Here is a 26,607-nt window from a genome sequence, read left to right as displayed (position 1 = left end):
TATGATCTATTAACCATGAACTTAAAATAAATAAAAACAAATGAAATCAATTGCTATTAGCGGTTCTCTAAGAGAGAACGTAGGGAAAAGAGACGCGAAAGAGCTGCGTTATGATGGCCTGGTGCCTGCAGTTCTGTATGGTGGTGCTACCCAAACCCACTTTTCGGTGTCCGCAGCTGATTTGAGAGCCGTAGTTTACACTCCGGTTGTTCATTTCATCGACTTAGAAATTGCAGGTGTTAAATCACAGGCAATCATTAAAGACCTCCAGTTTCACCCATTAACTGAAAAGATCATCCACGTTGACTTTTTATTGTTAGATGAGAAAAAAGAGATCACCATCGAGATCCCTGTTAAATTAACCGGTACTTCTCCAGGTGTGAAAGTAGGTGGTAAACTGGTTCAGAAATTAAGGAAACTGCGTATCAAAGCGCTTCCTAAAAATCACCTTGATGCTATTGAAGTAAGCATCGAATCTCTTGAAGTAGGTAAATCAGTAAAAGTATCTGATATTAAATTAGATAACTTAGTGATCACCAACGCTAAAGAAGATACCATTGTTTCTGTAACTACCTCACGTGCATTACGTCAGGCTGAGCAAGAAGCAGCTTCAGGTAAAAAATAAGCCCCCTAACCCCCTGAAGGGGGAACAGGTGGTAAAACAAAAAACAGCGATAGAGCAATCTATCGCTGTTTTTGTTTAAGCAATAAATAATATCTTCGCATAAAATTAAGCTAATCAAATTCCCCCTTTAGGGGGGCCAGGGGGCATGAAATATCTAATAGTAGGTTTAGGAAATATTGGTCCGGAGTATGCCGATACACGGCATAATATAGGTTTTATGGTGCTGGATGAGCTGGCTAAGCAGGAGGGAGCGAGGTTTCAAAACTCACGCCTGGCTTATTATACCGAAGTATCATTCAAAGGCCGCACACTTTGCCTGGTTAAGCCTACTACCTACATGAACCTGAGCGGTAAAGCCCTTAACCATTGGATGAAGGACTTGAAGATCCCTATTGAGAATGTGCTGGTTATTGTAGATGACATTGCCCTGCCGCTCGGTACGCTTCGCCTTAAACCTAAAGGCAGTGCCGCCGGCCATAATGGTCTTAAAAATATTGAAGCTACCCTTGGTCATAATAATTATGCCCGTTTGCGTTTTGGCGTAAGCGATAACTATCCTAAAGGCCGCCAGGTTGATTATGTGCTGAGCGGTTTTGATAAAGATGAGATACCTGAACTTCCGGCCCTGATCGATCGCTCGATAGAAATGATCAAAAGTTTTGCAACCATTGGTACCGAGCTTACCATGACCCGCTATAATAAGTAACAACGCTGTTACAAACTAATAAATTAGTTAAAAGATCGTTCAAATCGTGATTCGCGTTGTAACGCGGCATGATGTTCTTACGTCTTGTAAACCTAAATAACCTTATGAAACAAATCCTGTTAACGGTACTTTGCTGTTACTTTTCTACGCTCTTATTTGCTCAAACAAAAGCTCCTGCTACAGTTGCTCAGGCAGTCCCCAATATCACCGTAAAAGGTATTATCATTGATTCGGTTGTAAATAAACCTATGGGTTATGTTACCGTTGCCCTACAGGATGCCGCTACCAAAACCCCGGTAAAAAGTACGCTGGCTAAAGACGATGGCAGTTTTGAATTGAAAGCGCCTGAAGGTAAAACTTACCAGTTGGTAGCTGTATTTATAGGTTATGCTACTAAAACTATTCCCGTTAAACTTACAGGCAATACGTTTAATGCCGGCAGGATCCTGCTTTCGGCATCGAGTAAGCAATTAAAGGAAGTTACCGTAACCGCAGTAAGGCCAGTGATGAAGCAGGAGGTCGACCGCCTGAGCTATGACGTACAGGCCGACCCGGAGAGCAAATCAATCACCGCTTTGGATATGATCCGTAAGGTGCCCTTGTTATCTGTAGATGGCAGTGACAATATCAAATTGAGGGGTAACGATAATTATAAGATCCTGATCAATGGCAAGGAATCGGCCATGATGGCCAAGAACCCGTCGGATGTGTTGAAATCTATGCCTGCCGCCAATATCGAAAAGATAGAAGTGATCACCACGCCGCCTGCAAAGTATGACGCAGAGGGTTTGGCAGGGATCATTAACATTATCACCAAGAAAAATGCCGACCAGGGCTATAACGTAAGCATCAACACCGGTTATAACAATGTTTTTGGTGAACGTGCTAATGTGAACCTAACGGTTAAGCAGGGTAAGCTTGGTTTTAGCGGCTATGCCGGGTATAACCACAGGCCGGTGCAAACCTCGTCGTTTGAAAATATCACCAATTTTTATCATCCTAAATCGTCACTTAATCAAACCGGCACAAGGGGGAACGGCGCAAATAACGTTTATGGCAGCGGTGAGTTAAGCTATGAAATTGATACGCTGAACCTGGTTACTGGTTTGTTTGATTTTTATAATGGTAAGGGCGAGCAGCAAAACAACCAGGTTACCAGTATAAAGGATAGTGCTGATGCGGTTACCCAGTTTTATCGCTTGTTTAATGCGGGCAACAGTACATTTCAGGGATCCGACGCGGGCTTGAACTATCAGCTTGGATTTAAAAACCATAAAGATCAATTGCTTACCGTATCATACAAATACAACAATAATAATAACGATCAAAATAATAATGCCACATCAGGCGCTGATAAAGTTGGTACGCCACCACCTGCCGATTACAAACAGTACAACAAATCCGGCTCAAAACAACATGCCTTTCAGTTAGATTATATCCAGCCGGCAAAAATATTAACGCTTGAAGCCGGTGGTAAAGTTATTTTGAGAAACAATTACAGTAATTTTCATACGGATACATTGACGCAACCCGGTGTTTACCAAACCAATGACAGCCAAACCAATGATTTTACATACAAGCAGGATGTTTACAGTTTGTATAACTCGTATTCGGTAAAGCTTGCCAAATGGGCTTTTAAAGGGGGCCTGCGTTTGGAGCATACTACGGTTAATGCTGATTTTTCAACTACAAGCAGCACTGTTCACCAGGATTATAATAATCTTATACCGTCAGTATCTATCCAAAAAAGTTTAAAAAGCAGCAGCCTTACTTTAGGCTTTACTCAACGGATCCAACGCCCGGGTATTTACCAGTTAAACCCTTTTACAGATAGAACAAATCCACAATATGTTAATATGGGTAACCCTAATTTGAAAGCAGCAGTTACCAATAACTTCGAGCTGGGCTACAGCAACTTTGCCAAAGGATCTATTAACCTGAGCACCAATTACTCATTTGCTAATAATACGGTTCAAAACCTGGCCAGGGTTGATTCGGCCGGGGTAACCACCAATACCTATGACAACGTGGGCTCTAACAAAAACTGGGGCTTTGATGCTAACATCAATTACCCTATCACCCCAAAACTAAATGTAAATATCAATGCTGAATTGTTGTTTGTTTGGCTCAAAGGATACTATAATGGCTCTCTGTACAAAAACAGCGGTAACCAGGGGCACATTTTTACTTATACCAGTTATAAGTTTGATGGCGGGTACCGTGCCGGTGTAAACATTGGTTATGACAGCCGTTATGTATTGCTGCAGGGAAAGGATAATTATTATTTCTTCAGCTCTGTCAGCGGTACCAAAACCATGTTTAAAGAAAAGGCGACGTTATCAGTCAATGTAAATAATCCATTTAAAAAATTCAACAAACTCGACTTCTACACCAAAACGCCCGACTTTGATACTTATACTGCCAACAACAACTTTTATCGCACCATTAACGTGAGCCTGAGCTACAAATTTGGCAGGCTTAACAGTAGCATAAAGAAAAATCAACGCGGTATTAATAATGATGATACCAGCAGCGGAAGCCGCAATTAATAACTTAAGTAACTAATCCGTTACCAGGCTGGGGCAAGTGTTAAAAAGTGTTAAACGCATATTTTTTGCTGTCACACCCGGGTATCTTAAACGTCTTATGACCAAAATCGCAATTATGAAACAATTTCTACTAACAGTGCTATGTTGTTTTGTCACGGGCATGGCTATGGCCCAGGCTGCAGCACCGGCTCCTGTTCAAAATATAACGGTTAAGGGCACCGTGATCGATTCTGCATCCAACAAGCCATTGGGATATGGCACCGTTGCCTTGCAGGATGCCGCTACCAAAACGCCAGTAAAAAGTGTCCTCGCTAAAGATGATGGCAGTTTTGAGCTCAAAGCTCCCGAAGGTAAAGTATACCAGCTGGTGGTAGCATCAGTTGGGTATGCTACTAAAGTTATCCCTGTGAAGCTAAATGGTAATTCGTTTGATGCAGGGCGCATCCTGGTAACAGCATCAAGCAAACAATTGAATGAAGTAACCATTACTGCTGTAAAACCTGTAATGAAACAGGAGGTTGACCGCCTGAGCTATGACGTAACAGCCGACCCGGAAAGCAAGGCAATATCAGCATTGGATATGATGCGTAAAGTGCCTCTTTTATCGGTAGATGGTGATGATAACATCAAGCTGAAGGGCAGCGGTAAATACAAGATCCTCATCAACGGAAAAGAATCGGCACTGATGGCCAAAAATCCATCAGATGTACTAAAGGCTATGCCTGCCACCAACATCGAAAAAATTGAAGTGATCACTACGCCGCCTGCAAAATACGATGCCGAAGGTTTATCGGGGATCATCAACATCATTACTAAAAAGAATGCCGATCAGGGCTACAACGGCAGTGTCAACATGCGTTATAACAGCGTATGGGGCCCGGGCTATAACCTTAATGTTACGGCCAAGCAGGGTAAGTTCGGGATTTCGGGCTATGCCGGTTTTGGTAACCAGAAACGTAACACCAATACGTCAACAACAACACAAACTTTTTTCAATCCAGAGTCAAGTATACTGCAAACAGGTAATAATTCATTTGGCGGCAAGTACCGCTATGCCAACGCCGAGATGAGCTATGAGATAGATACCCTGAACCTGCTTACAGGTTCATTTGAGTTTTTTCATGGCGAATTTGACCAGGATGGTACACAACGATCGGCCCAGACAAATGCCGTTGGCGATCTTACCCAGGGCTATAGCCTGTCGAGTAATGGCTATAATCATGATCAGGGATTGGATGCATCAATCAACTACCAGTTAGGTTTTAAAGGGCATAAAGATGAGTTGTTGACCTTATCTTACAAATACAGCTACGGACCAAGCAAGAACTTTACGGATAACCAGTTTTCGGACAGGGTTAATTATTATAACGCCCTTCAGCCCGATTTCAGGCAGTATAATAATGCCGGCAACCGCGAGCATACCTTCCAGTTAGATTATGCTTACCCATTAAAAAAGATCAGTATTGAGGCTGGCGGTAAAGTGATCCTCCGCAACAATTTCAGCGATTACAGGCGCGAGGATAAAGACTCTACTACCACCGCCCCAAATGCGGTTTATAATGTAAACCCAGGCCAAACTGGCGCGTTTGACTATCACCAGGATGTGTACAGCGCTTACAACTCGTACCAGTTAAAGTTTGAAAAATGGACAGGTAAAGCGGGTGTACGTTTAGAACATACCCAGGTAAATGCTGTGTTTACAGGTACGCCGCTTGATAAAAGTTATAACAACCTTATCCCCTCGGTATCTATCCAGCGTTCGCTGAAAAGCAGCAGCTTTAGTTTGGGTTTCACCCAGCGCATTCAAAGGCCAGGCATTTATCAGTTAAACCCTTTTATTGATAAATCGAACCCTAAGTTCATCAATACAGGTAACCCCGATCTGAAACCCGAGTTGAACAATACCTTTGAATTGAACTATAGCAATTTTTCAAAAGGATCTATTAATGTTGGTTTGAGCTATGCATTCTCTAACAACGCTATCCAAAATGTGACCAGCCTGATTCAAAACAACACGGGCAATCATATAGACACGGTTACTTTTACTACTTATCAAAACCTGGGCAGCAACCGTACACTTGGTTTAAACCTCAATACCAATTATTCTATTACTAAAAAGTTTACGGTCAATATCAACGGTCAAATTTCGCATGTGTGGCTAAAGGGAACTTATAACGGTCAGTTTTATAAAAATGACGGTTACACTGGCAACGCTTTTGCCAATATCGGCTACAAGTTTGATGGCGGTTACCGCCTTGGCCTCGATGCCGGTTTCTTTAGCGGTGATGTTACCTTGCAGGGAAAATCGAGCAATTTTATTTATAACTCCTATGTACTCTCGAAAGAGTTCCTGAATAAAAAACTGACTATATCGGCAGTGGCCAACAATCCGTACAGCCAATACCGCACCTTCAGGTCAACCACCCACACGGTTGATTTTGACCAGGAGTCGTTATACCATAACCGCTACCGCAACTTTGCGGTAAGGTTAAACTTTAAGTTTGGCAAGCTGAATGGCGATATTAAAAAGAACCAGCGCGGCATTAATAATGACGATACCAAAGGCGGCGGCAAAAGCAACGGCGGCGGTAATGGATAATTGTTAAATGATATTTTTATTCAATATGCTGTTCGAGGCCTCCGACCTCGAATCAATATGCCTGTAGTTTGCAAAACAGGCATATTGGTTTAATCAGTAAATTTACCCCATGAAAGTTTACGGAATAACCAATTGCAATACAGTAAAAAAGGCCCTCGACTGGCTTAAAGAAAATAAAGTAGCTTACGATTTTCAGGATTTTAAAAAGCTGGGTGTAAGTACCGAAAAGCTGCAGGAATGGGATACTAAAGCAGGCTACGAAAAGTTCATGAACAAACAAGGCCTTACCTGGAAACAGCTTGACCCGGCAGTTAAAGAAAGCATTAAAACCAATACCGACGCGCTGCAATTATTACAGCAAAAAACCAGCATGATCAAACGCCCGGTTATTGAAGATAACGGTTTCCTTTATTTCGGCTTTGACGAAAAGGTTTATGCTGATCATTTTTTAGGGAAGTAAGGCTGGGCGAATGAAATTAGTTCCTTAAACAAAAAAAGTTCACGAAATGTGAACTTTTTTTGTTTAAGCCCCCCTTTAAAAGCCGGTATTTAAGACGGCGAAGAGCAATGGAGGCTTTATTTTTTGCTTAACTACTTTATTTAACGTCCCAAAATACTTTAGTTGTACGGGTGTCTTTTGCTTTTACAGTACTGTAATTAGTATTATAACCGGTTTCAACTGTAGGATATAAAAGCCTTGTTGGTGGGTTTTGATAATCCGTTAGTGTTTCTACAGGGAATGTTAAAACAGGGTATTTGGTTCTTCTGTATTCTGCCCATGCTTCATCAGATTGTAAAAAGCCAAAATGAAGCCATTTTTGAACATAAATTAAAGCCAGCTTTTGGTTTTGACCTACAGCAGCAGCGTAATTAACATTGCTATTGGCCAAAAACGCGTCTATTTCAGCAGTTGTTGGAGCAGCTTCAGATCCACCACCAATACCGTTAAGATAAAAATAGAAAGTTATAGACTGTTTCAACGCGGTATTATAAGCGGCCGACGCATCCCCAAGTCCCCAGCGCTCGTAAGCTTCAGCTTTCAAAAAGTTTACTTCTGAAGCTGTAATTACGATACCTGGCATTTTTATGTTATTCAAAAAGGTAGCCGAATCTACAATAGCATATTTAGAGAAAGCTGTATCCTGCTGACCTGATCCATAAGAAATTGGCATTGCCCGGTATTTTGCGTTCGGGATAAATTTGCCGCTAACGGTTTGGCCATATTTATCAAACATTACCCTTATTCTTGGGTCATTTGAAGGCAGCATCACTTTATTCAGCTTATAATCAGGTGCCCAGTAGCTATCAATTTCAACCAAAGCAGAAGATAGTGTGCTGCTTGTTGTAGTTGTTAAAGGTTGTAAAAGAATATCAGAACTTAAAGGGCTGTAATTTCCATTATTAGCGCCGTCAACAAGCGGGTAAGTTGTGGGGTTTGCCAGCATTGCAGTAACGGCCGCTTTAGCGGTAGGTTCATCAACGTTTGAAATGCGCATTAATAAACGCAGGCGGGCCGAATTGGCATAAGCCTGCCATTTGGTTGTGCTGCCGCTATTTAAGATATCAGCCTTGCTGAACGCCGATTGTACGTTACCCGCTAACTTTGCGCTGCCGAAATAGGTTGCTGCTTCATTAAGATCACTTATAAGCGAAGTATAAAGCGTTTTTGCGTTGTCAAATGCCGGATTTTTAATGGTGCTTGCTGTTTCAAGACTACCTGCCTGTGAAAAAGGGATATCGCCCCACATATCAATCATTTTAGCCGCACGCTCGGCTAATACTATTTTGGCAGCCTCCATGTAAACCAGTTGATTTGCCTGATCTGCCTGTGAAAGATTGGCGTAGGCCGTTTGCATAGCGCGGTAAACGGCCATAGGGCCGCTGCCATTACCTGCAGGATAATAAAAATCAGACCAGTACTGCCCGATATAATCATCCCTGTGTTTGTATGCTGATGATACATTATCAAATGTAGTGGTTTGAGCATATATAGAGATCTGCGGAAAGAAAAATGTGCGCAGGTTCCAGTAAGCAGGCCTTACACGATCGCTGTTTAACATTTCGGTAAAGAAACCGCTAATGATAGGCTGTGTTGATAATTCCGGATTTAGATAATCCTTATCAATTGATTTTTTACAAGCGCTGAATGATACGGCAAGCGAAAGCAGGACAGCGGTATATATAAATATTTTTTTCATCTTCTGATCAATTTTAATAATTAAAAGGTGGCATTTAATGAGAAACCATAGCTTCTTGTTGCAGGCAACGAACCATTGTCAATACCCTGGTTATACCACTGATTTCCGATTGGTGTTTCCGGATCAAGATTTTTTAGTGTACGATATATGTACAATAAATTGCGGCCGATCACTGAAAATTTAATTCTTGACATGCCTATCCGTTTTACAAAACTTTGCGGCAAATTATAACCAAGCACAACCTCGCGCAGTTTTACATAATTATTGTTATAAATGGCACTGCCTTCATTTTGACTGTTAGGATCGCCTGCCGAAAATTGGTTTTCATAATAGCTGGCAGCATCTATGATAGTGGTATTTGCTTCACCTGTAGCTGTAACTCCCGGCTGTATAACACCGTCATGGTACACTTTTGCACCGTTAGGGCCCGATGTAGCATTTGACGGTAACTGTACATATGCACCGGCATTATTGATATAGTATGCGATACCACCATGCTCAGCATCCCTGTATTTTAAGGTACTGGTATACATACCTGAGCTTATTCCGTATTTTAACGGGGTTGATATAAGCTGTCCGCCTAACCTGTAATCAATTAATGTGGTAAGCGATACGCTTTTGTAAGTAAACGTATTTGAAAAACCACCTGCTGCCTTTGGAAGGATATTTCCAACTTTTACAAAATGAGAGTTATCGGCATTGTAATAACCATTGGCATCTACAAGCTTATTCCCTTTCCCGTCTGTTTGTAACGGATAGCTGTAAATGTTGCCCAGTTCTTCGCCCGGCCTTGCTACAACTTTTATAGCGCCGCCTTCAAAACTTGTACCCGGTAAGGTTAATTCATCAAGGTTAGGGGCCAGCGAGTAAACTTTTGTATGATAAACAGAGTAGTTTAAACGCACATTCCACTTAAAGTCGTTTGTTATGATAGGTGTAGCGTTTAAAGCCAGCTCAAAACCTTTGGTACCAATTGTACCTACGTTAACAATCTGACTTCCTCCACCATTACTCGGTGCAGCTGTTAAACCAAGGATTTGGTTCCTTACTTTATTTGTGTAATAACTTGCATCGGCGCTGATCCTGTCGTTTAGGAAGCGGAGTTCCAGGCCACCTTCATATTCACGTTTCCTTTCAGGTTGTAAAGTATTGTTACCATAGGCTCCCGGAATAGACAATTGAGGTACCGAACCATTGATTGTTTGCAGCGAAGTTTGCTGATAAGCCACATTTGACTGATATCTTGGGGCAGGGTTACCGTTTTCGGTATAGGAAAGCCTCAATTTACCATAACTTAAGAAAGAGGGCATACTGCTTTTAAGCGCGTCGGTAAACACAAAGCTTCCGTTAACCGCAGGATAGTAATAAGTATTGTTTTGAGGAGGTAAGGTTGATGCTACTTCCTGGCGAAACGCGCCCTCTAAAAACAGGTAATTTTTGTAAGAAAGGTCCAATAAGCCAAAGAGCCCTCTTCTTGTTTCAAATTGCCTGCTGTAAGTAGTACTAAGTATGCCATTAGAGTTGCTTAAAGAAAAGAAATTTTCTGTTACCAGTCCCTGGGTTGTACCGGATGCTTCATCACGGTAAGATTCTTTCCTTGCAGTAAAACCACCGGTTAATGAAAAATTAAAATCTTTAGTAATATTGGCATTATAAGTTAACAACGCGTCACCATATAATATGGAGTAAACACCTGTTGATACGTTGTAATTACCTGTGCTGTTACCACCGGTATTAAAAGCCACAGGATAAGTATTATAGCCTTTTTGTTCGGTGTTGCGGCCAGTGTAATCATTTCCAAACCTTCCACGGAATTTAAGGTTTTTAATGATGCCCCAGTTTAAAGTAGCGCTTGAATACAGGCGGTTTTCGTTTTCGGTATAAGTATTTTTTAATGTATTAAAAAAATAGTCATACAGGTTAGGCCTAACCCTGAAAACAAAAGCTTCGGCAGGGTTTAGTTGTGGATTTTCCGCAGGAGCATATTCAAACCCTTTTGATGTAAGGAATTTATCCATTACCAGGTCCATTTTTTCTTCCCTGCCAAAAAAACCATCGAATGATTGCGCCAGCCTGTTGGTTTGGTAAGGGCGATTTTGGGTTAAAGTATTTACATAGTTAGCTACTATATCTACACTTAAGTTTGGCCTTATTTTTAATGAGCTGTTTAAATTAAATGTATTTTTATGAACCCCGGATTCGCGCTGGATACCGTTATAATCAAGCCTGGTGTAAGAAAACCTGTAATCTGAGTTTTCGGTTTGGTTTGATAAAGATACGTTAGCGCTTGAGCTTGTACCTGTCCTGAATATGTCTTTATAGTTATTAGGCTGCGCGGTATACGACTGTACCGACCCATCCCACCAGCGCACTTTTTGACCTTCCATTTTAGGTCCAAAATCCGCATAAGCCCTGAAGTTTGGCCTCCAGCCGGCAGGTGATTGAGTATCAGGAACAGAACCATCTTCATTAAAACCAAGCGATAGGTTGGTTGCGCGGTCATAACCCTGTCCGTAAACATTTTGATAGTTAGGCAAAAAAGCTGCTTGCTCCATTGTACCGTAATAATTCAGGTCTACAGAAGGCCCTTTCCCTTTCACGCCTTTTTTTGTGGTTATCACTATCACCCCCGCTTCGCCGTCCGATCCATAAAGCGCTGTCGCAGCCCCGCCTTTCAAAATGTCGATACTCGCGATGTCAGTAGGGTTAATGTCCAGCACGCCGTTACCTTCAACGCGCTGGTCGCTGTAAAAGCCACCATTGTTAAAGCCGTTTTGCCCGTATTGCTGTTGGTTCCTGATGATAACACCATCCACAACATATAATGGTGGCTGGTTGTAATTGATGGAGTTAATACCGCGGATTTGAACGTTAACAGCACTACTTGCACCACCTGGTTGGGTTTTTACAATTACGCCGGCAGCTTTACCATATAAAGCTGAAGCAAAGTTAGTATTACCTGCTTCTGTAATGTCCTTTGCGCTTATACTGCTGGTACCATAGCCAAGTGATTTTTGTTGTTTTTTAATACCAAACGAGGTTACAACAACATCATTCAACTCGGTACTGCTTTGCACCAGCTTTACATTGAGCGTTGTTTGGTTAATAATGGTTACTTCTTTGGCGGTGTAACCTATAAGAGAAAATTTAAGAACATCACCCTTTTTTACACTAATACTGAATTTACCGTCAGCATCAGTTTGTACACCTGTGGTAGTGCCCTTGATTAATACGCTAACGCCTGGCAATTTGCCGGCTTCATCAGTAACCGTGCCGGTAACTGAAATTTGAGCAAAAGCGCTGTGAGATAGTATTATCAACAGCAGCACTAATGAACTTTTACAAACATTGTAGAGTTTTTGCATAAATTAGTGATTGTTATATTTAAGATTTAATTAAGAATTTGAATTAGATTTTTTTAAAATTACCTGGTCAATATGCTCAATAACCAGGGCCGCGCCGCCTACCAGCTGTGCATTAACACCCAAATTGGATAAAACCAGGTTGCTATCATTCAATAATACAGGAATACAAAGTTCATTAAGTGCCTGTTGTATAGGAGCAAACCATAATTTTCCGGCTTCACTTCCTTTACCGCTTAATACAATTGTTTCAGGGTTCATGATATGTATCAAAACAGCCAATGCCCTGCCTATATGATATCCCGCATTTGATATTAACTTTATGGCAAGTGCATCGCCTTTTGCAGCCTCCGTCATAACCGACGAAATATCAACTGAACCTTTCTTATCAGGTTTAATCGTGGTTGTTTCTCCCTGCGCTATGGCCTTTTCTGCTTGCTGTTTTATCAAAATAAGCGACACTTCAGTTTCAAGGCATCCCCGTTTACCGCAATTGCATATTTTATCATTTTTAAAAAGTGGGATATGGCTAAACTCACCTGCAAATCCACTAAAACCTCTGAAAATTTCACCTTTAACTACCATGCCCAGCCCTATGCCCCAACCTACGTTGAGTACCATCATTTCTTTAATTTCCCTGCCAAAACCAAATTTTAATTCAGCAAGTGCAATAGCGCTCGAATCATTATCCAAAAAGGTAGGGTAACCCGTGCTTTCTGTTATATAATCTCTCAGTCTTCCGTATTCTTCTTTAAAAAAGCTTTTACTGATACCTTTTTCAGTATCAACAAATCCCGGAATGGTTACTCCGATAGCGCAAATTTTAACTTTATCAATAGTTAGCCGGGCTATGAACCGTTTTATTTTATTTACCAGATTGGCTGCCGTTGCGGTTTTATCACTTAAGTTAAATTCAAAGCTTTCAACCTCGCCAATAAAGTCATTATTAAGATTGACTAAGCCTATCTTGGTAATAAACTGATCTGTAGCTACCGAAATAATATAGAACTGGTCAGGATCCAGCGCATATATTAATGGTTTTCTGCCGCCCTTTGAAAATGCAAAGCCTTTTTCTTCCACTATCCCCGTTTTTATAAGTTCAGTAAGGCTCTTAGCTACATTAGGAATACTGGAGCCCGTTATTTTACTGATTTCCGGACAACTGATCGGTCCGTTAAAATACAGTGCTTTAAATACCGATAAATGGTTTAAATTTTCTAATAGCAAGATGATAAGTTTGTTTAGCAAATTTAAATTTTTATTTAACTTTTTAAAATATTTATGAAGTTTATTAATAAAATACTTTAAAAAGGGGATAACGGCACATTGTGTCACGTGTTCGAGGGGAGAGGGATGTTGTTTATAGTAAATTACAGAGAAAAGTGATGTTGCTGATTTCTGTTTATCCGATTTGGATTATTGGGTATTAATTAGATTTTTTCATTAATATATCATGACTTGATCTTATATAATCTACCTGATATATAGGGTTTAAGGGTGAATTAAATAATTTAATAAATCCGTAACAATCGTTTTACTAAACTCCTGCATTTACCTAATTTGTAGTATACTTGTTCTTTTACTCCATATATTGACTGAACATGAAACTAAAACTGATGGCAGGTTGCAGCCTTGCCTTTACGTTGGCCGCAAGTATGGGCAATGCCCAGCAGGCAGCGCCTCCCACCACCACACCCGCCGGCTCTCTGTATGATTATCATGAAACTTTTGGCCCTGGCTTTTACACCAAAAACGGCACTGAATTCCGTGCGGCAAGCGGTGAGCCCGGTGCTAAATACTGGCAAAACCGCGCCGATTATCAATTGGCCGCCAAACTGAACGATCAAACCAATGAAATTACCGGTTCGGAAGTTTTAACTTATACCAATAACAGTCCGCAAACATTAGGTTTTATGTGGATGCAGCTTGATCAAAACTTGTTTAAGCTTGATTCAAGAGGTACAGCTATCGTTCCGCCTACAGGCAGCCGTAACTGGGGCCGCGGCGAAGCATTTGATGCCGGTTACAAAATTAAATCGGTAAAGGTTGCTGGCCTGAAAGGTGAATATGTTGATGTTAAATTCCTGATTACTGATACCCGGATGCAGGTTTTCCTTCCAAAGGAAATTGCAGCTAACGGCGGACAGGCTAAATTAAAAATAGAATATTCATTCGTTTCTCCAAACTACGGATCTGACCGTATGGGTTACCTGCAAACCAAAAATGGTAAAGTTTATACCATTGCACAATGGTACCCACGCGTATGTGTATATGATGATGTAATGGGCTGGAATACGCTTCCGTACAGTGGTCCGGGTGAGTTTTACCTGGAGTATGGCGATTTCGACCTGAACATTACCGCTCCTGCTAACCATATCGTAGTTGCATCGGGTGAATTATTGAATCCACAGGAGGTATATACCCCTGAGCAATTAAAACGCTGGGCAGCTGCCGAAAAAAGCGAAAGCACAGTGATCATCCGTAGCGCAAGCGAGGTTACCGATCCAAAATCGCGCCCTGCCGGCAAAACGCAATTAACCTGGCATTTTAAAATTAAGAACGCGCGTGATGCTTCATGGGCTTCATCAGCGGCATTTATTGTTGATGCTGCCAAAATGGACCTGCCAAGCGGTAAAAAATCAACTGCAATATCGGCCTACCCGGTTGAAAGCGATGGCAACGATGCCTGGGGCCGTTCAACTGAATATGTTAAAAAATCTATAGAGTATAACTCGTCAAAATGGTTTGAGTTTCCTTACCCTGCAGCAACAGCCGTTGCCGGTATAGTAGGTGGTATGGAATATCCGGGTATTGTTTTCTGCGGAGCTAAAGCAAAAAAAGCAAGTCTTTGGGGAGTAAATGACCACGAATTTGGCCACACCTGGTTCCCGATGATAGTAGGCTCAAACGAGCGTATGTATGGCTGGATGGACGAAGGTTTTAACACATTCATCAACACGCTGTCTACAGCTAACTTTAATAATGGCGAGTACAAAAGCACCCGTGTGCCTGACATGCATGCCATTGGCAGTAACTTTACCAGGCCCGATCTTGAGCCTATCATGAGCCAGCCGGCCAACCTGAAAGAAAGAAATACGGGTACCCTGCTTTACTCAAAACCAAGCGCTGGTTTAGTATTGCTGCGCGAGCAGATCTTAGGCCCTGAACGTTTTGATTTCGCCTTTAAAACTTATATCAACCGCTGGGCATTTAAACACCCAACTCCCGACGACTTTTTCCGCACCATGGAAAACACAGCCGGCGAAAACCTGCAATGGTTTTGGAGAGGCTGGTTCCTGAACGACTGGCGTTTGGATGTTGCAGTAAGCGACGTGAAATATGTTGATAACGATCCAACCAAAGGCTCGCTGATCACTTTAGATAACCTTGGTAAAATGGCAATGCCGGTTATCCTGGAGATCAAAACCAAAGGCGGTAAAGTTGAACGCATAAAACTACCTGTTGAAATTTGGGAACGTTATGCTTCATGGACATTCAAATACCCATCAACCGAAGAAATTGAGTCGGTTACCTATGATCCGGACAAAGTATTACCTGATTACAACCAGGACAATAACGTTTGGAAGAAATAGTGCCCCTCTAAATCTCCCCTAAAGGGGAGACTTCAACGAAACGGCGATGAGTGTTAGCTCATCGCCGTTTTTAGTTTTGTTACTGTTGATGGAAAATGAAAACTGGTTGAAAAAAAGATATGTCATTGCGAGGAACTATCAGGGAAATCCTGAAAAAAAACCGTGATGACGTATAAAATATGTTTTAGCGATGGTGCGCGGGGACCGCGTTAGTGATAGGAGCGGATACCGGCCTTGTGGCTAATGCCTGTGCAGTATGAGCGGATAGCACGGGCCGCAGGCAACGCCCATATTTATAAATCGATCGGAAAATATACTTAGTAATCAATAATTTACAATTGCGTCATTATAAGGTACGAAGCAATCGCACGGAGGTAAAGCCGCCCTGTATAGCATGCGATTGCCACGTTGCACCCTGGCTCATTCCCATTTCGCTCCTCGCAATGACATGGTTTACTATTTTCTTGCCGTTGTTGGTGTTGTCACACGCTTAAACTGCATTAGGGCTTCATGTTTTTTTGTAAATTGCATCCACAATAAACTGAAACCCATGGGACAGATTGTAATTGTTGCCTATAAACCTAAACCAGGCAAGGAGGAGGCACTAAAACAGTTAATGAAAACACATTTACCCCGCCTTAAACAGGAGGGATTGGTAACCGATCGTGAATCAATCATCATGGAGGCTGCCGACGGCACCATCATTGAAGTTTTTGAATGGTTAAATGCCGAAGCTATTGCCAGTGCGCATAGCAACAAGGCAGTACAGCAAATGTGGGGTGAGTATGCTGAGGTATGCGATTATGTGCCGCTGAATACTTTGAAGGAAGCCGGTGATTTGTTTGCCGGTTTTATGCCTGTTAATTAGAAAAGGATCTCTGTGCCTGTTACTTTAAATACAGATCAAAAAGCTGCTTTCAAGGCAATCCAAAAATTTCTTGATCATCCCGCTGCCGATGTTTTTGTACTGAAGGGTTATGCCGGTACAGGCAAAACTTTTTTGATGCAGCACATTGCGCAATGGCTGCAGGAAAAGAAAAAGAAGTTTTGTATGCTGGCGGCAACAGGCCGGGCCGCTACAGTTTTAAGGGGTAAAACAGGTTTCTCTGCCTCAACAGTTCATAGTGAATTATATAATTTTGAAAAGATAGACGGCCTTGACGAAGAAACACTGGCCGAAAATGCGGGCTCAGGTATGCCCGGGCAAATGACCATGCAGTTTTCAACCCGCCCGGCAGATGCCGAAACCACCATTTATATTGTTGATGAGGCCTCGATGCTTTCGGGGGCCTTGACTGAAGGCAATGACTTCGCTGTTTTCGGTTCAGGTATCCTGCTGCAGGATTTTTTCCAGGTAGCCAGCAAAAGCAAGATCATTTTTGTTGGCGATCCCTGCCAGTTGCCGCCCGTAGGACAAATATTTAGTCCGGCTTTGGATACCGATTGGCTGGCAAAACAACAACGCTTCCCGGTATCTGTTAAGCTTTCCAAAATTGAGCGTAATAAGGGCGATAACGATATATTGATTTTGGCAGGCGCCATCCGTACGATGAGTGAGAGCCGGGAGCGGATCAAATTTCCGAAGCTGCCGGCATCAAATCTTAATAATGTAAAATTGCACCCTTCAGACGATGCCATGTTTAGCCGGTATGCAGCTAATTATAAAGCAGCCGGCCCTAATCATTGCCTCGCCATTGCACGCAGCAATAAAAAGGTACAAATGATAAACCGGGATATGCGGCGTGAGCTTTTTGGTTCGGGATATGTGCCTTTGCAGGTTGGTGATGTGTTGCTGGTAACGCAAAATAATTATTCGGTACCGCTAACTAACGGCGATTTTGTGGTTGTGAATGAGCTTGAGGAAACCGAACAAAAGTTGGGTATGAAGTTTCAAAAGGTACTGGTTACCGCGCTTGCTTCAGGAAAGGAATTTAAGATGCTGCTTTCTTTAGATACACTTGAAAGTTTAAAGGGGAACCTCACTAATGAACAATCAAAAGCGCTGATCATCGATTTCAATAACCAGATGAAAGCCAAAGGATATCCTCAAATAAGTGAGCAATACCAGGAAGCAATGCGGGTAGACCCTTATCTCAACTGCCTTAAAGTTTCATACGGTTACGCGGTTACCTGTCATAAAGCACAGGGCGGCGAGTGGAACAATGTTTACCTGTTTTTAGATAAAAGCATGTACGGTGCATCATACTATGAACTTTGCAAGTGGTGGTACACCGCCGTTACCCGCGCAAAAGATGAATTGAATTTGGTAAACGATTGGTGGGTTTCATGAGATTAGCAGTTAAAAGCGTCATTGCGAGGTACGAAGCAATCCCCGATTAGTAGAGCGGCTGAGCAAGTTTCTCTGTATAGTTAGGGATTGCTTCGTGCCTCGCAATGACGTGATGGACCTTCACCCCATCTGCACCCGCTCGGCCTTTAGCTTTTTCTGCACATCCTGCTTATAGTTACGGCCGATAGGCAGTTCATGCCCGGCAACATTCATGCTATAGGCATAAAAAGAATCTATTTTGTTGAGCGCTACTATAAACGACCGGTGAATGCGTACAAACCTACTTTCGGGCAGCATTTCTTCAAGCAGGCTGATCTTTTGTCGGGTGATATGGACCTGATTATTTATGGCCACTACTTTTACATAATCGCGCAGGCTTTCTATCCATAAAATATCATTGATATTTACCTTGATAGTTTTACGGTCCACCTTAAGATAAATGAAGGTATGCGTATCGCTTACGGGTTCTTCATGGGTAATAAGGGGTTTGCCCTTATGCTCGTTCAGCTGATAAATTTTGTCAACCGCCCGCAGGAAGCGCTCAAACGATATTGGCTTTAACAGGTAATCAACCGCGTTCAATTCAAAACCATCAAGCGCGTATTCGCTGTGGGCAGTAGTAAAAATTACTTTAGGTGGATTTTTGAGACTTTTCAGCAGATCGGTGCCTTTTATGCCCGGCATCTGGATATCAAGGAACATCAGGTCGATAGATTTTTGTTGCAATAGCCTGAAAGCCTGGATGCCATCGGTACAGGTGGCGGTAACCTCCATCTCACTAAAACGAGCAAGATAGTTTTTCAACACCTCGATGGCATGCGGTTCATCGTCAACTATGAGCGTGCGGATTTTCATGCGGTTACCATTTGTTGTGTTGCGGATTGTTTTATGGTTTTCAGGTCGAGATCAAGCGCTACAAAAAAGGTATCATCTTCGTTTACGATTTTCAGGCGTGAGCTATGAGGGTAAAGCAGGTTGAGCCTTTTGGTTACATTTTTTAGCCCGATGTGGCCCGGCGTATTGCCGGCATCAGCAGGGTGTCCGGGTTTGCTGTTGGCTACCTTTAGTTTAAAATGGTTCAGCGTAATGCTGATATCAATATTGATCCAGGTGGCGCCTACCTGTTCGCTGGTACCATGTTTGAAAGCATTTTCAATGAATGGCAATATTAGCAGCGGCGCTATGGTTTTATCTTTTAAATTACCGGTGATAGTAAAGTTGATGTCAATACGTTCCTCATAGCGAAGTTTCTCCAGCTTTACATACTGCTGCATCATAAATATTTCCTTTTCTAAAGGCACTTCATTATCCGAGCATTCATAAAGCATATACCGCAGTAGGTCCGACAGGCCGATAATAGCCTGCGGCGATTTTGGTGAGTTATTGAGGCTTAGTGAATAAAGGTTATTAAGCGTATTAAATAAAAAATGAGGATGCACCTGGGCCTTCAGCGCATTGAGTTCGGCTTCGAGTGCTGCCTGTTTACGCTCATACCACATTTTAAACAGCTTAATGGCCAGTACAAAACCGGTGAACAGGTTAGTACCCTTGAACGAGTTTACCAGGCTTTGCCCATCCATTAGTTGCTCAAGAAACGGGCGATGGGTGGAGGCTATATAATCCGCATCAGTTAGGTGCATTACCCTGATCAGGTAGGGTGCAACAAAAAAGATCCCGATTGTACGGCTGATAAACATACATGCAAATACAAGCGGTATCAGCAACAGGAAAAACATGATGTACCGCTTTTCAAAAACATATTTAGGTACCAGCCAATAGGCAATGGCATAGTAATACGCAATTTGTATAGGCATGTATAAAAGGTTATTGCGCAGGGATACCCAAAAATTGGTTTGGAACGAGTAGAGCGTTGTGATGAAAAACGATACAATTACCCAAAATATCACATGCTGCCAAAAGCGCGGCAGTTTGACATTGTTGAGCAGCAGATCGAAACCATTATTCATATAGCTAATTTACTGTAAAGCAGTTTAATTGAATTGATTTTAGTGTGAATTGCGACAAACTACAATCATTTAATGACGAACTACCAGGAAGAGGGATGCTTCGGTACGTTTTTCGGGTTGAGTGTTTATTCGTCGTATAAAAATGCTGTTAATCGTAATTGACAGGTTGTGTGCCTATGTTGTTTTCATACCATTTTACGGGGCTTTAATTTTAGTTTATAATTTAAAAATAACGCCATGAAAAAGTTAATCATCACAATTTGTATCCTGGCATTTGCAGTAACTGCAGGGCTGGCTCAGAATAAAATAACAAATGTACGCGGTTTTTGGGTGATTGAACACAATGTTAACCTGCCCCGTGTACAAACCATTAAGTTTTATAACGATAACAATAAGCTTATATACGAGGAAACGGTTTACAGCAAACTCAATATTAAAAAGCAAAAGACCCGCCTGGCACTTGACCAGATCTTAGACAGGCTGAACGAGCGCACCGCTTACGTTGAAAGTAAAAACCTGGTAACACTCAGCCTCAATTTAAGAAATTAAGATTTTTTTAAATATACGTTTAAGAAACCGGTTGCCAACGCGAGGTATGGCGCCGGTTTATTTTTTGTAGAAAGATTTGATGTTCTATAGCCTAAAGTTGGCAAAAAGTGAAATGACTTCTCCATCATGTCATTGCGAGGAACGAAGCAATCGCACAAAGGCAGGTAACGGCTATTATAGGTTTTGAACTTAGATCGTCGCGCTCTTGGCCGCGCGAGGGCCAGTTACTTTTGTGGCCACAAAAGTAACCAAAAAGGCTTGCAGCAGAAAGGCTTCTTGCGCGCAACCCGCTTCCGGGGCCACCACGCGGCCTTTGCCCTGCAAAACAAACAGAACCACGGGCTGCAATTATTTTGCCCCGATTCGCACTCTCCCCGGCTTCTGCAAAAACTTGCTATGCCCCTGCAGCCGCACACTCCCTACATGTTCTGCTCGTTTTCACCCGAAGCTGATCTGCTGCGGAAAACATTTGGGAAACAAGGTATCTTCGCTTTTGCGTGCTGGTATAATATGAGGAAAGGCTTTGCCTCTTAAGTATAGCTACTAATACTCTAAATATTTCTCCACCCTCACAGCCACAAAATCCCCTTCATTGTATTTTCCTGTCTCTTCGCTCAAAACCCGTAGCGTAATATCACCATACTGAAGGATCAAGTCTTCATAAAAACCTTTAAACAATACCTGCTTAACAACCCAGTGTTTTACCGCGGCAATCAGCTTAATTTTGATCTGTTCTGGATAAACAACGGCATATTCTTTTGAAGTGTCAATGCCGCAAAGCCGGGCTTCATGAGCAGTAAGCACATTGCAATTGCTCAAAAGCTGAGCGGTATAAAGATATTTAGGGTGTTTGTATAATGATTTAGGTGCACCGTGTTCAACTATCTCACCTTTGTTAAGTACGATGAGCTCATCGGCCATGGAAAGCACTTCGGCAGGGTCATGCGATACCATGATCACCGTTAGTCCGGTTTCTTTAACTATCTGCCTGATATCATGCTGTAAACCTTCCCTGAATGAAGTATCAACCTGGTTAAAAGGTTCGTCGAGCAGTAATACCTGCGGATGGGTAATGATGGCACGGGCAATGGCAACGCGCTGCTTTTCACCTCCGCTTAGGTCGGCTACACGCTTATCGGCCATAGTGAGCATGTTAAGCTGTTTAAGCACTCTTTCGGTTTTATCCTGTTTGGCTTTCAGGTCGGTTGCGGGCAGCATAGCTGCTACGTTATCCCAAACTTTGGCAAACAGGTTAAGATCATCGGTGTGCTGGGTTACCATTTTCATGGCGTCATGACCGGGGATCAGCTTTTCTTCAGGCCCCCAAATGCGTTCGCCTTTAAAGTAAACGCAACCTTCATCGGGCGAGAGCAGCCCGTACAATAATCGAAGTAAAGTACTTTTGCCGCTGCCGCTTTCACCAATAATGGCGGTGATTTTGCCCTGCTCAATAATCAGCCCGGTTTTTTTTACACCGCCCTGTTGTTTGCCCGGGTATATCTTACTTACCGCAGCCGCCTGCAAAAAAGGAATATCTGACATCAGGGGCAAAGATAAACGTTTGAACCATGATTCTGAACCATGATTTGCCTGATTTAAGGATTACAGGATGGGGCAAGTCATCCATCTATTATGGCCATCCCGTAATCCTGAAAATCATGGTTCATAATCATGGTTCGGGAACTTAGAAGCCGAAAGTCAGTCCGAACGAGAAGTTTCTCAGGCCTTTTTGATCGGGACTGTTTTCAAACATATCGTTGAAGTAGTATTTGGCGTAGAGGCCCATAATGCCGTAACCCATGCGTACAAATACACCTTTGCGCAGTTTGGCAAAATGATAATCATCATTGAATTTTTGTTTGCCGTTTTCATCGCTGATCTGTTTTACACGGCCGTTAAGCAGTATCCCAATCTCCGGACCGGCAACCAGCCTGAAGCAATTCCCGCGGTCGTCCTCATGGCTGCGATAATAAAAGGATAACGGGATGCGCAGGTAACTTGATGAAAAGCGGTTTTTACTGTAGTGGATGCTATCCTGCACGTAGGTAAGCACCGGCGCGTTACGCTGTATGGTGATATCGTTACGCAGGCGGATATGCGTCCAGTCGAAACCGCCGGATACATAGATCTTGAAGGTGCTGTTAAAGCGGTAGCCAAATTGCAGCACATCGAAACCAAAGTTGCTTGTTTTCCACTGGCGGTAGCTTAAAAACTTGTTTTTATTAGATAAGGTAAAGCTGCCATTATCTACTAAGGTAGCAAACCCAAGGTCGATCCTCGAAAAGGTAACCCCGAACGAAAAGCCCGGTGCTTTGTGGGCATGATAGGCAGTATCAGGCCCATCACTGTTAATGTTTACCTGCGCCACATCATCGCCAAAGCCAAGTTTTACTTTAACATGCTTTTTTGAAGAGGTAGTTGTAGTATCGCTGCCCGTGTGTGTAGAATCGGCAGGTGTGCTTTGAGCAAAAACAAAGCCCGCGGCAAGGCATATCATGATGGTAAAAATCAGGCGTTTCATATCTGTTGTGGTATATCGTGTTCTAAAATCTTATTTGTCTTTGTCTTTTTTTACTTTAATAAAGCCCAGGTTTAGGCCTGTAATGGTGGCATCATCTTCATCAGTATTGCTAAACTCAATCACTTTGTCTTTACGTTTATCAACCGCGGCTATCACTACGTTAAAAACATCGCCAAGGCTGCGGATGCGGTGTTTTTTAACAGGTTTGGCGGCAGCAGGAGCAGACTGAACAGGCGCCTGGGCTATTAATACCGGCTGTGCTTTTTCGTTATTAATAATGGCCGGTTTCGGGCTGATCCTTGTTGCACTATCCGGGGCAGCGGTTTTTACATCATGATAATCTATGGCAGGGGCGTTTGCCAATAAGGGCTCATCTGTATGGGCAGCTGCAGGTGGTTGGGCAGTAACTGCGGGCTGTTGGATAGATTGCGTCAAGTTGCTTCTGGTTTTCGTTTTATTAACACGCGCTATATTGTTAACAGGTACTATAACCGGATTTGCAGGTACTTTGTTTTGAGCCGGGGCCGGAGGTACCGCCGGGTCAGCTTTAACTGCAACAGGGTGTTGTACAGCTTTGGGCGCCTGGGCTATTTCGGTTGAATGATGCCGGCCATCATTCTTGACCGGTTGCTTAGGAATAAACATGATCCCCGCAGTTATCAGCAATACAATTCCCGCTGCTGCGCTGAGCAAAGGTAATAGTGTTCTTTTGCGTTTATCGGTGTTCAATTCGGCGCTGATGCCCTGCCATACCCGGGCCGATGGCTGTATTTCCAGGTCATCAAGCTTTTGTTGAAACAGCCTGTCCAGTTCCTTATCCTGCATATCCATATTTTTTGCCCTCCATTTTAGCAATCTGTTCTTTCAATATTGTACGTGCCCGTGATAGCTGTGATTTGGAGGCACCCTCGGTAATGCCCACAATCTCCGCAATCTCTTTGTGCGAATAACCTTCCAGCGCGTAAAGGTTAAACACTATCCGGTAACCCGGGGCAAGCTGCTGTATCAAGCCCATCAGCACCTTTGCATCCAGGTTGGCTGCTGCTATCGGGTTAACCGATGGCTCGTGCGCGGCTTCGTCAATCTCCACCATTTGCATCATTTTATGATGTTTGCGGTAGTATTCAATTGAACTGTGAACCATAATGCGTCTAACCCAGCCCTCGAATGATCCCTCGCCCCGGTAATCATCCATTTTTTTGAAAACCCTTATAAAGCCATTCTGCAACATGTCTTCAGCCTCCATGCGGTCGGTGGCGTAGCGCATACACACTCCCAGCATTTTTGAGGCGAACTGTTTATAAAGCAGTTCCTGTGCCTTCCGCTCGCCTGCCCGGCAGCGGTCTATAAGTTGGTGAATGGTATATTTAGGTTCCAAAAACATCATTTATAAGTAAGATGATATTATGATATAAATGGTTGCATGGTGGTGTAAATATTTTGATGAATAGTTTCTTTGAAAAGCTTCTGTTAAAATAGCTATTTGTTATCGAGTTTGAATTATTGTATTTTTGAGTAATACCAAGAGCTAAAATAACATGGAATTGATCCTGAAATCCAACAATAAGCAAAGTATCGCGAAGATTATCGCTTTAGCAAAAAAGCTCAACGTTATTGTAGAGGAAAAGAACATTGATGCTGAAGGTTTAACCCGGGAAGCCTTGAAAAAACGGATCTTAAATTTCAAAGCTGCATCTGAATCTTCATTTGGCGATCCTGAGCAATGGCAAAAAAGTCAAAGAGAAGACCGTGACCTTCCTTTAGCGTAATTATGGCATATCTGACAGGTGGTAATGCATATTTGATCGACAGTAATATCTTGATATACTCATACCAAAATGAGTACAGTTATTTACGCGAATTAATCACCGGTGATTTAGCTAACTTATCTGAGATTTCCCGTGTAGAAGTCCTTGGATATCATCGTCTAAAAAATGATGAGGAGCAATACTTTAACGATGTTTTTAGTTTTGTCCCGGTTATTTTTCCCTCCCGCGAGATATTTGAACTGGCGGTCCAGGTGCGTAAACGTTATCATCTGAAATTGGGAGATAGTATTATAGCAGCAACCGCTTTGGCAAACGACCTAACTTTATATACCAGAAATATCAGTGACTTTGATAAGATAGAGGATTTGCAATGTGTTGACCCTTTAAAGTAAGCTATCTTTATTAACAATGAAAACACTATCTGCAATTATAGCGCTTGTATTTTGCTGCTTCAACCTATCGGCACAAACTCCAGATAATTACATCCTTCTTAAACCCGACCGTGTTTTTGATGGAGAACAAATGCACCCCGGCTGGCAGATACTGATAAAGAATAGTCACATTGAAGCTGCAGGTGAACCATCGTCAATAAAAGCCCCTGCAGATACTAAAGTTATCGACCTGAAAGGCGCAACACTGATGCCCGGCATGATAGAAGGCCATTCGCACCTGTTCCTGCATCCGTATAACGAAGTAAGCTGGGACGACCAGGTGCTGAAGGAAAGCCGTGCCGAACGTACGGCCCGTGCCGTAGTACATGCCCGGGAAACATTAATGAAGGGCTTTACCACCGTACGCGATCTGGGCACTGAAGGCGCTGCTTATGATGATGTAGGTTTAAAAACTGCCATTAACAAAGGCGTAATTCCTGGTCCGCGGATGCTGGTGGCTACGCGGGCTATTGTTGCTACGGGCAGCTACGGCCCTAAAACGGATGTTGCAGAGAATATCATAACTAAAGGCGCCGAGGAAGCCGATGGGTTGGATGGCATTATCCGTGTAGTGCGATCACAGATTGGACGTGGTGCAGATGTAGTGAAAATCTATGCAGATTACCGATGGGGGTTGAATGGCGCTGCGGCTCCGACTTTTACCGAAGATGAACTGAAAGTGGCCGTACAGGTAGCCAAAAGCAGCGGGCGCATGGTTGCCGTACATTCATCAACCGAAGAGGGGATGCGCCGGGCCATAGTCGCCGGCGTAACCACCATTGAACATGGCGACGGAGGTACGCCCGAACTGTTTAAATTGATGAAGGAAAAGGGGATAGCCCTTTGTCCAACCATCAACGCTACGGAATCTATATTGGGTTATCGGGGGTGGAAGAAGGGCGTAGATCCTGATCCGGCAGGTGTAAAGCAAAAGCACTACATATTTACCGAAGCCATGAAAGCCGGTGTAACCATTTGCATGGGCGGCGACGTAGGTGTGTTTGCCCATGGTGATAATGCACAGGAAATGGTGCTAATGGCCGAATATGGGATGAAGCCAATTGATGTATTGCGCTCAGCTACTTCTGTTAATGCCCGCGTTTTTGGTTTGAAGGATTTAGGTAATATTAAAGCCGGTTACCTGGCAGATCTTGTTGCTGTTGATGGTAATCCTGCTGAGGATATTAAAGTGGTTAAGCAGGTTAGGCTGGTGATGAAGGATGGGGTTATTGTGAAATAGTAGATGGAGTACTTAAAAACCCGTCATTGCGAGTAATTATCAGGGGAGCCCTGGTACAAATCATGATGACATATAAAATATATTTTAGTGATGTTGTGCGGGGGCCGCGTTAGATTCTGTGTTGATATGCAAAAGTTATTTTTTTATTTTTGTGTCTTAGGCGGCTTTATGTTAGCCTGTTTAGGGCAGTCCTTCTATTGAGGTGACT

Annotated in this window: 22 protein-coding genes; 13 read left to right on the top strand and 9 right to left on the bottom strand. The window is 42.7% G+C overall.

Features of this window, described 5'->3' with window-relative positions:
- The first annotated feature begins 40 nt into the window (after positions 1-40).
- From ACFFGT_RS20265 to ACFFGT_RS20245, 5 genes are all read left to right on the top strand, one after another.
- A complete protein-coding gene (locus ACFFGT_RS20265) occupies positions 41-625 on the top strand; it encodes a 50S ribosomal protein L25/general stress protein Ctc (protein WP_377024334.1) in 585 nt (194 codons plus the stop codon).
- 145 nt (positions 626-770) lie between these two features.
- Complete coding sequence (pth, locus tag ACFFGT_RS20260; protein WP_377024333.1) at positions 771-1,331, top strand: aminoacyl-tRNA hydrolase; 561 nt, start codon at positions 771-773, stop codon at positions 1,329-1,331.
- A 104-nt stretch (positions 1,332-1,435) separates the two neighbouring features.
- On the top strand, positions 1,436-3,880 hold the full coding sequence (locus tag ACFFGT_RS20255) for a TonB-dependent receptor domain-containing protein (RefSeq protein ID WP_377024332.1): 2,445 nt from the start codon (positions 1,436-1,438) through the stop codon (positions 3,878-3,880).
- Positions 3,881-3,995: 115 nt separating this feature from the next.
- A complete protein-coding gene (locus ACFFGT_RS20250; protein ID WP_377024331.1) occupies positions 3,996-6,479 on the top strand; it encodes a TonB-dependent receptor domain-containing protein in 2,484 nt (827 codons plus the stop codon).
- 109 nt (positions 6,480-6,588) lie between these two features.
- Positions 6,589-6,939 carry a Spx/MgsR family RNA polymerase-binding regulatory protein gene (locus ACFFGT_RS20245; protein WP_377024330.1) on the top strand — a complete coding sequence of 117 codons (351 nt, stop codon included), beginning with the start codon at positions 6,589-6,591 and terminating at the stop codon, positions 6,937-6,939.
- A 136-nt stretch (positions 6,940-7,075) separates the two neighbouring features.
- Here ACFFGT_RS20245 and ACFFGT_RS20240 read toward each other — a convergent pair whose 3' ends face one another.
- Genes ACFFGT_RS20240 through ACFFGT_RS20230 form a run of 3 tightly spaced genes read right to left on the bottom strand, consistent with a single transcriptional unit; the run spans position 7,076 to position 13,266 of the window.
- Complete coding sequence (locus ACFFGT_RS20240) at positions 7,076-8,677, bottom strand: SusD/RagB family nutrient-binding outer membrane lipoprotein (RefSeq protein WP_377024329.1); 1,602 nt, start codon at positions 8,675-8,677, stop codon at positions 7,076-7,078.
- A gap of 20 nt (positions 8,678-8,697) precedes the next feature.
- Positions 8,698-12,042 (bottom strand): SusC/RagA family TonB-linked outer membrane protein, encoded by a 3,345-nt coding sequence (locus tag ACFFGT_RS20235; RefSeq protein ID WP_377024328.1) that lies wholly within the window; start codon positions 12,040-12,042, stop codon positions 8,698-8,700.
- 30 nt (positions 12,043-12,072) lie between these two features.
- Complete coding sequence (locus ACFFGT_RS20230; RefSeq protein ID WP_377024327.1) at positions 12,073-13,266, bottom strand: ROK family transcriptional regulator; 1,194 nt, start codon at positions 13,264-13,266, stop codon at positions 12,073-12,075.
- Positions 13,267-13,640: 374 nt separating this feature from the next.
- On the opposite strand from ACFFGT_RS20230, the gene ACFFGT_RS20225 reads away from it, so the two are divergent.
- The 3 genes from ACFFGT_RS20225 to ACFFGT_RS20215 all read left to right on the top strand — a co-directional run bounded on the left by ACFFGT_RS20225 (position 13,641) and on the right by ACFFGT_RS20215 (position 17,922).
- Positions 13,641-15,632, top strand: coding sequence for a M1 family metallopeptidase (locus ACFFGT_RS20225; protein ID WP_377024326.1), 1,992 nt, complete (start codon positions 13,641-13,643; stop codon positions 15,630-15,632).
- 550 nt (positions 15,633-16,182) lie between these two features.
- On the top strand, positions 16,183-16,500 hold the full coding sequence (locus tag ACFFGT_RS20220) for an NIPSNAP family protein (protein ID WP_377024325.1): 318 nt from the start codon (positions 16,183-16,185) through the stop codon (positions 16,498-16,500).
- Between the two features lie 12 nt (positions 16,501-16,512).
- On the top strand, positions 16,513-17,922 hold the full coding sequence (locus tag ACFFGT_RS20215; protein WP_377024324.1) for an ATP-dependent DNA helicase: 1,410 nt from the start codon (positions 16,513-16,515) through the stop codon (positions 17,920-17,922).
- A 120-nt stretch (positions 17,923-18,042) separates the two neighbouring features.
- On the opposite strand, the gene ACFFGT_RS20210 is transcribed toward ACFFGT_RS20215, so the two are convergent.
- Both ACFFGT_RS20210 and ACFFGT_RS20205 read right to left on the bottom strand, forming a co-directional pair.
- A complete protein-coding gene (locus ACFFGT_RS20210; RefSeq protein WP_377024323.1) occupies positions 18,043-18,777 on the bottom strand; it encodes a LytR/AlgR family response regulator transcription factor in 735 nt (244 codons plus the stop codon).
- A complete protein-coding gene (locus tag ACFFGT_RS20205) occupies positions 18,774-19,889 on the bottom strand; it encodes a sensor histidine kinase (RefSeq protein WP_377024322.1) in 1,116 nt (371 codons plus the stop codon). The genes ACFFGT_RS20210 and ACFFGT_RS20205 overlap by 4 nt, the downstream gene beginning before the upstream one ends.
- Before the next feature lie 237 nt (positions 19,890-20,126).
- On the opposite strand from ACFFGT_RS20205, the gene ACFFGT_RS20200 reads away from it, so the two are divergent.
- Both ACFFGT_RS20200 and ACFFGT_RS20195 read left to right on the top strand, forming a co-directional pair.
- Positions 20,127-20,438 (top strand): hypothetical protein, encoded by a 312-nt coding sequence (locus tag ACFFGT_RS20200; protein ID WP_377024321.1) that lies wholly within the window; start codon positions 20,127-20,129, stop codon positions 20,436-20,438.
- A 258-nt stretch (positions 20,439-20,696) separates the two neighbouring features.
- The gene (locus ACFFGT_RS20195; RefSeq protein WP_377024320.1) at positions 20,697-20,972 is read left to right on the top strand and encodes a hypothetical protein; all 276 of its coding nucleotides are present in this window, start codon (positions 20,697-20,699) and stop codon (positions 20,970-20,972) included.
- A gap of 9 nt (positions 20,973-20,981) precedes the next feature.
- Here ACFFGT_RS20195 and ACFFGT_RS20190 read toward each other — a convergent pair whose 3' ends face one another.
- The 4 genes from ACFFGT_RS20190 to ACFFGT_RS20175 form a co-directional block, all read right to left on the bottom strand.
- Positions 20,982-21,980, bottom strand: a complete 999-nt coding sequence (locus ACFFGT_RS20190; protein WP_377024319.1) for an ABC transporter ATP-binding protein — start codon at positions 21,978-21,980, stop codon at positions 20,982-20,984.
- 142 nt (positions 21,981-22,122) lie between these two features.
- Positions 22,123-22,959: an outer membrane beta-barrel protein gene (locus ACFFGT_RS20185; RefSeq protein WP_377024318.1), complete on the bottom strand. Its 837-nt coding sequence runs from the start codon at positions 22,957-22,959 to the stop codon at positions 22,123-22,125.
- Between the two features lie 30 nt (positions 22,960-22,989).
- Entirely contained in the window at positions 22,990-23,790 is an 801-nt protein-coding gene (locus tag ACFFGT_RS20180) for a hypothetical protein (RefSeq protein ID WP_377024317.1), read from the bottom strand.
- On the bottom strand, positions 23,774-24,343 hold the full coding sequence (locus tag ACFFGT_RS20175; RefSeq protein ID WP_377024343.1) for an RNA polymerase sigma factor: 570 nt from the start codon (positions 24,341-24,343) through the stop codon (positions 23,774-23,776). The genes ACFFGT_RS20180 and ACFFGT_RS20175 overlap by 17 nt, the downstream gene beginning before the upstream one ends.
- A 154-nt stretch (positions 24,344-24,497) precedes the next feature.
- On the opposite strand from ACFFGT_RS20175, the gene ACFFGT_RS20170 reads away from it, so the two are divergent.
- From ACFFGT_RS20170 to ACFFGT_RS20160, 3 genes are read left to right on the top strand one after another with little or no spacing between them, the layout of a single operon-like run.
- A complete protein-coding gene (locus ACFFGT_RS20170; RefSeq protein ID WP_377024316.1) occupies positions 24,498-24,728 on the top strand; it encodes a hypothetical protein in 231 nt (76 codons plus the stop codon).
- Positions 24,729-24,730: 2 nt separating this feature from the next.
- Positions 24,731-25,120: a type II toxin-antitoxin system VapC family toxin gene (locus tag ACFFGT_RS20165; RefSeq protein ID WP_377024315.1), complete on the top strand. Its 390-nt coding sequence runs from the start codon at positions 24,731-24,733 to the stop codon at positions 25,118-25,120.
- Between the two features lie 16 nt (positions 25,121-25,136).
- Positions 25,137-26,399 carry a metal-dependent hydrolase family protein gene (locus ACFFGT_RS20160; protein WP_377024314.1) on the top strand — a complete coding sequence of 421 codons (1,263 nt, stop codon included), beginning with the start codon at positions 25,137-25,139 and terminating at the stop codon, positions 26,397-26,399.
- The last annotated feature ends 208 nt before the right edge of the window (positions 26,400-26,607 follow it).

This window comes from Mucilaginibacter angelicae (genome assembly GCF_042434235.1).
In the GTDB taxonomy this organism is placed as follows: Bacteria; Bacteroidota; Bacteroidia; order Sphingobacteriales; family Sphingobacteriaceae; genus Mucilaginibacter; species Mucilaginibacter angelicae.
The sequence above is the reverse complement of the archived record's forward strand: the minus strand, read 5'-3'. Positions and strand labels throughout refer to the sequence as shown.